This window comes from Streptomyces cinereospinus (assembly GCF_042430725.1).
GTDB classification, from domain to species: domain Bacteria; phylum Actinomycetota; class Actinomycetes; order Streptomycetales; family Streptomycetaceae; genus Streptomyces; species Streptomyces cinereospinus.
In genome coordinates this window covers 1-12,486 of the sequence record NZ_JBHMCY010000123.1, presented here as the reverse complement: position 1 = coordinate 12,486, position 12,486 = coordinate 1, and the positions used below count along the sequence as shown (strand labels likewise).

The 12,486-nt window shown below is 76.8% G+C and carries 3 protein-coding genes; all 3 read left to right on the top strand.

The genetic code is table 11. From position 1 onward, the window contains the following. Nucleotides 1-1,491: polyketide synthase dehydratase domain-containing protein (locus ACFF45_RS34330; protein ID WP_381350914.1), on the top strand; the 1,491-nt coding region annotated here is incomplete at its 5' end. A gap of 6 nt (nt 1,492-1,497) precedes the next feature. After that, the gene (locus ACFF45_RS34325) at nt 1,498-6,624 is read left to right on the top strand and encodes a type I polyketide synthase (RefSeq protein WP_381350913.1); all 5,127 of its coding nucleotides are present in this window, start codon (nt 1,498-1,500) and stop codon (nt 6,622-6,624) included. Nucleotides 6,625-6,656: 32 nt separating this feature from the next. After that, the coding region (locus ACFF45_RS34320; protein WP_381350912.1) for an SDR family NAD(P)-dependent oxidoreductase at nt 6,657-12,486 on the top strand (5,830 nt) is incomplete at its 3' end.

Here is a 12,486-nt window from a genome sequence, read left to right as displayed (position 1 = left end):
CTGCACCCCGGCGGGCACCACCTCGACGGCCTCCCCACCTACCCCTTCCAACGCCAGCGCTACTGGCTGGCAACCCCGCGAGGTACCGACCGGGCGGGGAGCGGGCAGTCCGCGACCGGGCATCCCGTGCTCGCCGCCAAGGTGGCCGTACCCGGCAGTGATCTCCTCGTGCTGACGGGGCGGCTGGCCGAGGCCGACGCCGGCTGGCTCGGGGAGCACGACCTGCACGGGCGGCTCGTCCTCCCGGCGGCCGGGTTCGTCGAGCTGGCGTTGACCGCGGGGCGCCAGGCGGACTGCGCACTTCTCACCGAACTGACCGTCGAGGCACCGTTGCTCCTGGACGGCGGCCCGGTCACGGTGCACGTGGTCGTCGGTCAGCCGGACGCCGAGACCGGCGCGAGGCCCGTGGCCGTCCACAGCCGTGCCGGCGAGGAGACGCCCTGGACGCGGCACGCGCACGGCACACTGGAGCCGCTCGACCTGCCACCCGCGCAGGTGTTCGGGCCTTGGCCGCCCGTCGGGGCCGCCCGCGTCGACGTGCGTGAGGTCTACGAGCGGCTGCTCGCCGCCGGGTACGGCTACGGCGCCCCGTTCCAGGCCGTCACGGCGGCCTGGCGGCACGGCGAGGAGTGGTACGCGGAGGTGTCGCTGCCCGCGGAGGCGGGCGGTGGCGGGGAGTTCGCGCTGCACCCGGTCCTGCTCGACGCGGCACTGCACCTCGACCGGACGGCGGACGAGGTGACGCAGCCCGTGGTGTGGCGTGAGGTCTCCCTGGGAACCGTCGGCGCGCGGACGCTGCGGGTGCGGATCACGCCGGGGGACGCCGGTGTCGCGCTGACGGCCACCGACGACGGCGGGCGGCCGGTGCTGTCCGTCGCGCGTGTGGAAAGCGGCGCGGTCGCTCTGCCCGAGCCGGCCGACCGGGGTGACGTACCCGCCCGGACCCGGCCGTCCCTCAGGCAGCCCGCACCGGCGGACGGCCTGGTCGAGCGGCTCGCCGGCCTGCCGGAGGGCCGGCGAGCCGAGGCGCTGCTCGAACTGGTCCGTACGCACGTGGCCGCGGTCCTGGGACACGGGTCGTGGCAGGACGTGCCACCGGACCGGCCGTTCCAGGACCTCGGGTTCGACTCGCTGGCCGCCGTCGAACTGCGCAAGGCGCTCAGCGCGGCCTGCGGGCGCTGGCTGCCGCCCACCCTGGTCTTCGACCACCCGACCGCGCATGACCTGGCCGCTCATCTCGGCGAGCAGCTCGCCGGCGCCGGGGATCCGGCGCAACCGGTGCTGGCCGAGGTGGACCGGCTGGCGGCGCTGCTCACCGGGGCCGGGCTGGAGCCGGACGCGGCCCTGCGGGTCACCGGGCGGCTCGACGCGCTGCTGCGGGAGTGGCGCGACGCCACCGACCGGACCGGCCCGGCCGCCACCGACGAGGACGACCTCACCTCCGCCTCCGACGACGAACTGTTCGCGATGCTCGACAACCTGCAGAGCTGAAGGACCATGGGCAACGACGACAAGCTCCGCGAGTACCTCAGACGGGCCACGGCCGAACTCCGGCAGACCAGCCGCAGGCTGCGCGACGCCGAGCAGCGCTGGCACGAACCCGTCGCCATCGTCGCGATGGCGTGCCGCTTCCCCGGTGGGGTCCGCACCCCCGAGGACTTGTGGGACCTGGTCGCGTCCGGCACCGACGCGATCTCCGGGTTCCCGCGCAACCGGGGCTGGGACGTGGACGGCCTGTACGACCCCGAGCCGGCCACGCCCGGCCGGACGTACTGCGCGCAGGGCGGTTTCCTGCATGACGCGGGGGAGTTCGACGCGGACTTCTTCCGGATCAGCCCGCGCGAGGCGAGGGAGACCGACCCGCAGCAGCGGCTGCTGCTGGAGCTGTCGTGGGAACTGCTGGAGCGGGCCCACCTCGACCCGACGTCGCTCAAGGGCAGCCCCACGGGCGTCTTCACCGGGCTCGTCTACCACGACTACGCGGCGCAGGGCCTCGGCAGCCTGGCCAGCGTCGCCTCCGGCCGGGTCGCCTACACGCTGGGGCTGGAGGGCCCCGCCGTGACGCTGGACACCGCCTGCTCGTCGTCGCTGGTGGCGGTGCACCTGGCCGCGCAGGCGCTGCGGGCGGGGGAGTGCTCCCTGGCGATCGCGGGCGGTGTCACGGTGATGGCCACGCCGGACTCGTTCGTGGGGTTCAGCCAGGACCGCGGGCTGGCTCCGGACGGGCGCTGCAAGTCGTTCTCCGCCGACGCCGACGGCACCACCTGGTCCGAGGGCGTCGGACTGCTGCTGCTGGAGCGTCTGCCGGTGGCACGCAGGCTCGGCCACCCGGTGCTGGCGGTGCTGCGCGGCAGCGCGGTCAACCAGGACGGCGCCAGCAACGGGCTGTCGGCGCCCAACGGGCCCGCGCAGCAGCGTGTGATCGAGAAGGCGCTGGCGGGCGCCCAGTTGACCGCCGACCAGGTCGACGCCGTCGAGGCCCATGGCACCGGCACCTCCCTCGGCGACCCGATCGAGGCGCAGGCGCTGCTGGCCACGTACGGGCAGGGCCGCACCGCCGAGCGGCCGCTGTGGCTCGGCTCGCTGAAGTCGAACATCGGGCACGCGCAGGCCGCCGCCGGGGTCGGCGGCGTGATCAAGATGGTGGAGGCGCTGCGGCGCGAGACGCTGCCGCGGACCCTGCACCTGGCGGAACCGACGCCGGAGGTGGACTGGTCGGCCGGTCACGCGCGGCTCCTCACCGAGGCCCGGCCGTGGCCGCGTACCGACCGTCCCCGGCGCGCGGGCGTCTCGGCGTTCGGCCTGAGCGGCACCAACGCCCACGTCATCCTGGAAGAGGCCCCCGCCGAAGAGGCGCTCGCCGAGGAGCCGACGGTCGAGGATGCGCCAGCGGGAGCGGCGCCCGTTGAAGCGGCGCCCGCTGGAACGACGACGGCTGGAGCGACGACGGCTGGAGCTGCGCCCACCGGGCGGACGTCCGGCCGAGGGACGCCCGCCGAGACGGCGCCCGCCGAGCGGCTGACCGCCGAAGAGGCCCCTGCGGAGAAGTCCCCCGCCGACACCCCCGAACCCCGCCCCGCCGCCCGGCTCTTCCCCCTCCTGGTGTCCGGCCGCGGTGAACCGGCCCTGCGGGCCCAGGCCGCCGCCCTGCTCGACCACCTGCGGGAGCGTCCCGGGGAACCGCTGCCCGACCTCGCCCACTCGCTGGCCGTGTCCAGAGCCCACCTGGAGGAGCGCGCCGCCGTGGTCGCCGCCGACGAGGCGTCGGCCCGCGCCGCGCTCACCGCGCTGGCCGACGGCTGCACCGCGGCCGGACTCGTGCGCGGCGTGGCGCACACGGACGCCCGGACGGCGTTCCTGTTCACCGGGCAGGGCGCCCAGCACCTCGGCATGGGCCGCGAACTCCACGCCGCCCACTCGACGTTCGCCGACGCCCTCGACGCGGCGCTCGCCGCCCTCGACGCCCATCTGGACCGCCCGCTGCGGGACGTGATGTGGGGCACCGACGCCCCGCTCCTCGACCGGACCGGATACGCTCAGCCCGCCCTGTTCGCCGTAGAAGTGGCGCTCTTCCGGCTGCTGGAGTCGTGGGGCGTGCGGCCGGACCACGTGCTCGGCCACTCGGTCGGCGAACTCGCGGCGGCCCACGTGGCCGGGGTGTTCGACCTCGCCGACGCCGCCCGGCTGGTCACCGCGCGCGGCCGCCTGATGCAGGCCCTGCCCGCCGGCGGGGCGATGGTGGCGGTGCAGGCGGGCGAGGACGAGGTCGCGCCCCTGCTGACCGGGCAGGTCGCGCTCGCCGCCGTGAACGGCCCCGCGTCGACCGTGCTGTCCGGCCCCGAGGACGCGGTCCTGGCCGTGGCGGAGCGGCTGCGGGCCGCCGGCCGGCGCACCAAGCGACTCGCCGTGTCCCACGCCTTCCACTCGGCGCTGATGGAACCGATGCTCGACGCGTTCGCCGAGGTGGCCGCCGGGATCCGCTACCACGCCCCCGGCCTCGCGGTCGTCTCCACCCTCACCGGCGGCCCGGTGGCGGCCGAACTCACCGACCCCGGACACTGGGTGGGGCAGGTACGGGCCACCGTACGGTTCGGCACCGGTGTGCGGTGGCTCGCCGACCACGGCGTGACCACCTTCCTCGAACTCGGCCCCGACGCCGCGCTGAGCGCGACGGGACCCGAGAGCCTCGCGCCCGGCGACGAGGCCGCGTTCGTCCCGGTGCTGCGCCGCGACCGCGCGGAGGAGCCCGAACTGGTCACCGCCGTGGCCCGGGCCCACACCCGGGGCACGGCCGTCGACTGGCCCGCCTTCCACGCGGGCAGCGGCGCCCGCCGGATCGACCTGCCGACCTACCGGTTCCGGCGCACCTGGTACTGGTCGGAGCCCGCCGAGCGGACCCCGGCAGGCCTCGACCCGGCCGACGAGGACTTCTGGACCGGCCTGGAACAGGCCGACCTGCCCGCGCTCGCCGCCGACCTGGGCGTCGGCACCGAGGCGCTGGCCGAAGTGCTGCCCGCCCTCCGCGCCGCGCGCGGCACCCGGCAGGCCGAGGCCGCCGTGGCCGACTGGCGCTACCGGGTCACCTGGCAGCCCGTCACCGACCCCGCGCCCGGCCCGCTCGACGGCCGCTGGCTGCTCGCCGTCCCCGAAGCCCGTACCGGCATCGTCGGCGAAGCCCGTACCGGCCTCGTCGGCGAAGCCCCTACCGACGAGGCCGGGGAGGCCCGGACGGGCGAGCCGCTCGTGTCCGCGGTCGGCGCGGCGCTCGCGGAACACGGCGCCGAGGTCGTCCCCTTCCCGGTCGGCGCCGGCGAGGACCGGGCCGCGCTGACCGCCCGGCTGCGGCAACACACCGGTGTGCGCGGCGTGCTCTGCCTGCTCGCCCTCGCCACCGCACCGCACCACGAGCACCCCGCCCTGCCCGCCGGGTACGCCGCGACGGTCACCCTGGTGCAGGCGCTCACCGACGCCGCGGTGGCCGCGCCGCTGTGGTGCGCGACCGCCGGCGCGGTCGCCGTCGACACCGAGGAACGGCCCGACGCCGCCCAGGCGATGACACACGGCCTGGGCACCGGCCTCGCCCTGGACCTGCCGGACCTCTGGGGCGGCCTGGTCGACCTGCCCGTGCACCCCGACGCGGCCGCCCTGCGCAGGATGTGCGCGGTGCTCTCCGACGCCGGCGGGCCACTCGTACGGGACGGCGACCCCGGCGGCCACGACCCCGCGCGGGACGGCCGCCGCGAGGACCACGTAGCCGTCCGCCCGGCCGGTGTGTTCGCCCGCCGCATGGTCCGCGCCCCCCTCGAAGCGCACCCGGCGACCCCCTGGCGCACCTCGGGAACGGTGCTGATCACCGGCGGCACCGGCGGACTCGGCGCCCATGTGGCCCGTCTCATGGCCGAGTCGGGCGCCCGGCACCTGCTGCTGGCGGGCCGCCGCGGCGCACAGGCCCCCGGCGTCGCGGAGCTGCGGGCCGAGCTGACCGCGCTGGGCGCCGAGGTCACCGTGGCCGCCTGCGACGTGTCCGACCGCGCCGCCCTCGGCGCCCTGCTGGACGGCGTCCCCGCGCACCGGCCGCTGACCGCCGTCGTGCACGCGGCCGGCGCCATGCAGCGGATGGCGCCGGCGCCCGACCTCACCCTCGCCGAACTCGCGGACGTCGCCGCCGCCAAGGTGCGCGGCGCCGCCCACCTCGACGACCTCCTCGCCGGGACACCGCTGGACGCGTTCGTGCTGTTCTCGTCCGGCGCCGCGGTGTGGGGCAGCGCCGGCCAGGCGGGCTACGCCGCCGCCAACGCCTACCTGGACGCGCTCGCCGCCGCCCGCCGGGCCCGCGGCCTCGCCGCCGCCTCGATCGCCTGGGGCTCCTGGGACGGCGGCATGGTCGACGCCCCGCTCGCCGCCGGCATGCGGCGCCTCGGCGCCCCGCCCATGCGGCCCGACCTGGCCGTCACCGCGCTGCGCCAGGCCCTCGACCACCGCGAACGGCACCTCGTCGTCGCCGACATCGACTGGCCCCGCTTCACCCCCGTCTACACGATGGCCCGCCGGCGCCCCCTGCTCGACGCCCTGCCCGACGCGGCGGCCGACGCGCCCGGCACGTCGGCGGCCGCGGCACCGTCCGAGCCGGCCGCCCGCCTGGCCGCGCTGCCGCCCGCCCACCAGGAACGCGAGGTCCTCGACCTCGTCCGCACCCACGTCGCCGCCCTGCTCGGCTACGACCGGCCACAGGCGCTGGAGCCCCACAAGGCGTTCTCCGACCTGGGCTTCGACTCCGTCGCCGCCACCGACCTCAAGATCCGGCTGTCGACGGCCACCGGCCTCGACCTCCCGGCCACCCTGGTCTTCGACCACGCCACCCCGGCCGCGGTCGCCGACCACCTGCGCACCCTGCTCGCGCCGCCCACCGGCGCGGCACGGCTGCTCGCCGACCTGGACCGGCTGGAGACCGCCGTCGCCGCGCTGCCGGCCGGCGAGATCGCGGAACACCGGATCGCGGCCCGGCTCCGCACCCTGCTCACGGCCGCCGAGGCGGCCGGACCCGACGACGGCGGGATCAGCGAGGACGCCACGGCGGACGAACTCTTCGCGTTCATCGACAACCAGCTCGGACTGAACGGCTGAGCCGCGCACCCGACCCGGCAGATGAGGACAGTGTGATGGCCGAGGACAAGAAGCTTCTCGACTACCTGCGACGGGTGACGGCCGACCTCGCGCAGACCAAGCAGCAGCTCCAGGACGCCCGGAGCGCCGCGCACGACCCGATAGCGATCGTCTCCATGGCCTGCCGCTACCCCGGCGGCGTCCGCACCCCCGAGGCGCTGTGGGACCTCGTCGCGGGCGGCGTCGACGCCGTCGGGCCACTGCCCGACGACCGGGGCTGGCCCCTGGACCGGCTGCTCGCCGACGACCCCGGCCGGCCGGGCACGAGCTACGTCGCCGAGGGCGGCTTCCTCTACGACGCCACCCGCTTCGACGCCGGCCTGTTCGGGATCGCCCCGCGCGAGGCCGTCGTCATGGACCCGCAGCAGCGGCTCATGCTGGAGGTGTCCTGGGAGGCGTTCGAACGGGCGGGCATCGCCCCCGACGCCGTACGCGGCCGGCAGATCGGCGTCTTCACCGGCTCCGGCTACCAGGATTACGGCGACCTGCTCAACGCCGCTCCCGACGCGGCCGAGGCCTACCTCGGCACCGCCGCCGCGTCCGCGGTGATCTCCGGCCGCGTCGCCTACACCCTCGGCCTGGAGGGCCCCACTCTCACCGTCGACACCGCCTGCTCGTCCTCGCTGGTCGCGCTGCACCTCGCCGTGCAGGCGCTGCGCCGCCGCGAGTGCACGATGGCGCTGGCCGGCGGCGTGATGGTGATGTGCACGCCCGCGCCGTTCGTGGCGTTCAGCCGGCAGCGCGGGCTGGCGCCGGACGGCCGGTGCAAGGCCTACTCCGACAGCGCGGACGGCACCGGCTGGGCGGAGGGCGCCGGTGTGCTGCTGCTGGAACGGCTCTCCGACGCGCGGCGCAACGGCCACGCCGTGCTCGCCGTGGTCCGGGGCAGCGCCGTCAACCAGGACGGCGCCAGCAACGGCCTCACCGCACCCAGCGGCCCCGCCCAGCAGCGCGTCATCCGGCAGGCCCTGCACGACGCGCACCTGCCCGCCGGTCAGGTCGACGCGGTCGAGGGACACGGCACGGGCACCACCCTGGGCGACCCGATCGAGGCGCAGGCGCTGCTGGCCACGTACGGGCAGGGCCGCACCGCCGGGCAGCCGCTGTGGCTCGGCTCGCTGAAGTCGAACATCGGGCACGCGCAGGCCGCCGCCGGGGTCGGCGGCGTCATCAAGATGGTCATGGCGCTGCGGCGCGGCCTGCTGCCGCGCACCCTGCACGTGACGGAACCGTCCGCGAAGGTGGACTGGACGTCCGGCGCGGTGCGGCTGCTGACCGAGGCCCAGCCGTGGCCGGACCGCGACCGTCCCCGCCGGGCGGGCGTGTCCTCGTTCGGCGTGAGCGGCACCAACGCCCACGTCATCCTGGAGGCCGAACCGGCGGACACCGCCCCCGTGCCCGCCCCCGTGCCCGCGCCCGCGCCCGTGCCCGCGCCCGCGGCCGGTGCCGTGTCCGCGCCGCTCGCCACCGCGGCCCCCGCCCCCGCCCCACAGGCCCATGCCGCGTCCGCCGCCCACGCGTGGGTGCTCTCCGCCCACGACGACGACGCCCTCGCCGCGACGGCCGCCCGGCTGGCCGACTTCGTCACCGCCCAGGACCCCGACCCCGCCGACGTCGCGCACGCACTGGCCACCACCCGGGCGTCGCTCGGCCGCCGCGCCGTGGTGATCGGCGCGGACACCACCGAACTGGTCGCCGGCCTCACGGCGCTGGCCGGGCACCGGGACGCCGCGAACGCCGTCCGGGGCACCGCCCGCACCGGCGCGCAGGTCGCCTTCGTCTTCCCCGGCCAGGGCTCCCAGTGGGCCGGCATGGCGGTGCGGCTGCTGGACTCGTCCGAGGAGTTCACCCGGCGCATGACCGAATGCGCCGAAGCCCTCGGCCCCTTCGTCGACTGGGACCTGCTCGCCGTGCTGCGCGGCGACCCCGGCGCGCCCACCCTCGACGCCGTCGACGTGGTGCAGCCCGCGCTCTGGGCGGTCATGGTGTCCCTCGCCCAGCTGTGGCGCGCGCACGGCGTCGAGCCCGCCGCCGTGATCGGCCACTCCCAGGGCGAGATCGCCGCGGCCTGCGTCGCCGGCGGCCTGACCCTGGAGGACGGCGCGCGGGTGGTCGCCCTGCGCAGCCGCCTCATCGCCGAGGAACTGGCCGGGCTCGGCGGCATGATGTCCGTCGCCCTGTCCGCCGAGGCCGCCGCGGACCGCCTGCGCGACCTGGACGGGCTGTCCCTCGCCGCGGTCAACGGCCCCGGCTCGGTCGTCGTCTGCGGCGAGCCCGACGCCCTGGAGAGGCTCCGCGCCGACCTCACCGACGCCGGCGTCCGCGCCCGCGTGATCCCGGTCGACTACGCCTCGCACTCCCACTACGTCGAAGGCGTCCGCGACCGGCTGCTGGAACAGCTGGCGCCGGTACGGCCGCGCGGCGGCGAGGTCCCGTTCCATTCCACGGTCACCGGCGGCCTCCTCGACACCGCCGCACTCGACGCCGAGTACTGGTACCGCAACCTGCGCCAGACCGTCCGCTTCGCCGACACCACCCGCGCCCTGGCCGACGCCGGCTTCGACGTGTTCGTCGAGACCAGCGCCCACCCCGTGCTCAAGCTCGGCATGGAGGAGACCCTCGCCGACGCCGGGGTCGCCGCGACCGTCACCGGCACCCTGCGCCGCGACGACGGCGGCCTCGACCGGTTCCTGTCCTCGCTCGCCGAGGCCCACGTGCACGGCGTCGCCGTCGACTGGACCCGCACCTGCCCCGGCGCCCGCCGCACCGACCTGCCCACCTACCCCTTCCAGCACACCCGGTACTGGCTGGACGCCGCGCCCGGCACGGGCGGCGACGTGACCGGCGCGGGACTGCGCGCGGCCGGCCACCCCCTGCTCGGCGCCGTCGTCACCACCCCGGAGTCGGACGGCGTGATCCTCACCGGCCGGCTCTCCACGGCCGCCCAGCCGTGGCTGGCCGACCACACCGTGCTCGGCACGGCCGTCCTCCCCGGCACCGGCTTCGTGGAACTGGCCGTCCGCGCCGGCGACGAGGTCGGCTGCCCGGTACTGTCCGAACTGACCGTCGAAGCCCCCCTCTTCCTCACCGGCACCGGCGGCACCCAGGTGCAGGTCGTCGTGGGCGGCCCCGACGCCGACGGGGCACGCCCCCTGCACGTGTACGCCCGCGACGAGGACGCCCCCGACCACCAGCCGTGGACCCGCCACGCCACCGGCCTCCTCACCCCCGGGGCCGCCACCGCCCCCACCGCTCCCGTGCAGTGGCCGCCCGCCGGGGCGACCCCCGTCGACCTCGACGGGTTCTACCCCGCACTCGCCCGGGCCGGACTGAGCTACGGCCCCCTCTTCCAGGGCCTGCGCGCCGTGTGGCGCACCGGCGACACCGTGCACGCCGAGGTCCGCCTGCCCGACCCGGCCGACGGCGCCGACGACCAGGGCCGCCCGTACGGCCTGCACCCGGCCCTGCTCGACGCGGCCCTGCACGCCTGCGCCCTCACCGGCGCGGTCGGCGAACACGCCCTGCTGCCGTTCGCGTTCTCCGGTGTCACCCTGCACGCCTCCGGAGCCTCGCACCTCAGGGTCCGGCTCACCGCGCTCCGCGACGGCGAGGTGGCCCTGGAGGCGGCCGACTCGACCGGTGCGCCGGTCGTCTCGCTGGCCTCCGTCGTCCTGCGGCCGGCGGCGCGCGAGTGGACCACCGACACCGCGCGGCCCGTCCACGACGCGCTGTACCGGCCGGCCTGGGCACCGGTGACCGTCGCGGCCGGCGAACCGGTCACCGCGACGCCCTGGGACGAGGCGACCGGACCCGAACGGCCCGACGTCGTCACCCTGGCCGTCCGGCCCGGCACCGACCGGACCGCGGTGCACACCGCCACCCACCACGTGCTGACCGCCCTGCAGACCTGGCTGGCCGAGGAACGCTTCGCCGACACGACCCTGCTGGTGCACACCCAGGGCGCGGCGGCCCTGGACGGCGAGCACGTCACCGACCTCGCCGGCGCCGCCGTGTGGGGCCTGGTGCGCTCCGCGCAGTCGGAGCACCCCGGCCGGATCCTGCTGGCCGACACCGACGGCCCGCTCCCCGGCCTGCTGCCCGCGATCATCGCCTCGGGCGAACCCCAGCTGATCTGCCGCGGCACCCGGTTGCACGCGGCCCGCCTGGCCCGGGTCCCCGCCCCCACCCGCACCGACGACCAGGACACCACCGCCTTCGCACCGGACGCCACCGTGCTGATCACCGGCGGCGGCGGCACCCTCGGCGGACTCCTCGCCCGGCACCTGGTCGCCCGGCACGGCGTACGGCACCTGCTGCTCCTCGGCCGCCGCGGACCCGACACCCCCGGCGCCGCCGCGCTGCGCGAGGAACTGACCGGCCTCGGCGCCCACACCGTCACCTTCACCGCCTGCGACGCCGCCGACCGCGACGCCCTGGCCGAGGCGCTCGCCGCCGTACCCGCCGACCGGCCGCTGCGCGGCGTCGTCCACGCGGCCGGCGTCCTCGCCGACGGCACCATCGCCACCCTCACCCCCCAGCACCTGGACGCCGTGTTCCGGCCCAAGGTCGACGCGGCGCTCAACCTGCACGAACTCGCCGGCGATGCCGACATGTTCGTGCTGTTCTCCGGCTCGGCCGGCATCCTCGGCGCGCCCGGCCAGGGCAACTACGCCGCCGCCAACGCCTTCCTCGACGGCCTCGCCGGCCTCCGCCGCGCCCACGACCGCCCCGCACAGTCCCTGGCCTGGGGCTTTTGGGCGCAGGGCACCGGCATGACCGGCGGCCTCGGCGCCCACGACCGCGCCCGCATCACCCGCAGCGGCATGATCGGCCTGTCCGACGAGGAGGGACTGGCACTGTTCGACGCGGCACGGCACCGCCACGAACCCGTCCTGCTGCCCGTCCGGCTCGACCTGGCCGCACTGCGCGGACAGACCGACGTACCCGCCCTCTTCCGCGGCCTCCTCCCCGGCATCCGGCGCAGCGCCGCCGCCCCCGCGGCGGACGCCACCGCCGGCCTGCTCGCCGGGCTCCCCGCGGCCGACCGCGAACAGGCGGTCCTCGACCTCGTCCTGGACCGCGTCGCGGCCGTGCTGGGCTTCGCCTCCGCCGCCGACGTCGACCCCGACCGGGCGTTCCGTGAGATGGGCTTCGACTCGCTGACCGCCGTGGAGTTCCGCAACCGCCTGGGCCAGACGCTCGGCCTGCGCCTGCCGGTGACCCTCGCGTTCGACTACCCGTCCCCGACCGCCCTCGCGCGCTTCCTGCTCGGCGAACTCGCCGGAACGACGACCGCCGCCCCCCGGCCGGCCACCACCACCGCCCCGGACGACGAGCCGCTCGCCATCGTGGCCATGAGCTGCCGCCTCCCCGGCGGGATCGCCTCTCCCGAGGACCTGTGGCGGCTGCTCGCCGACGAAGTCGACGCCGTCTCCGACTTCCCCGGCGACCGCGGCTGGAACGTCGACGCACTGCACGACCCGACCGCCGGCCGCCCCGGCACCAGCTATACCCGCCAGGGCGGCTTCCTGCACCACGCCGCCGACTTCGACCCCGCCTTCTTCGGCATCAGCCCCAACGAGGCCCTGGCCATGGACCCCCAGCAGCGGCTGCTGCTGGAGTGCGCCTGGGAGGCGTTCGAACGGGCCGGCATCAGCCCCGCCTCCCTGCGCGGCAGCCGCACCGGCGTCTACGCCGGCCTGATGTACCACGACTACGCCGGCAACAGCGGCACCGGCGCCAACGCCTCCGGCCGGGTGGCGTACACGTTCGGCCTGGAGGGCCCGGCGGTCACCGTCGACACGGCGTGCTCGTCGTCCCTGG

Bases quoted from the DNA above. Each gene is read 5' to 3' on its own strand.
- ACFF45_RS34325 (WP_381350913.1), top strand. From the start codon at position 1,498: ATGGGCAACGACGACAAGCTCCGCGAGTACCTCAGACGGGCCACGGCC.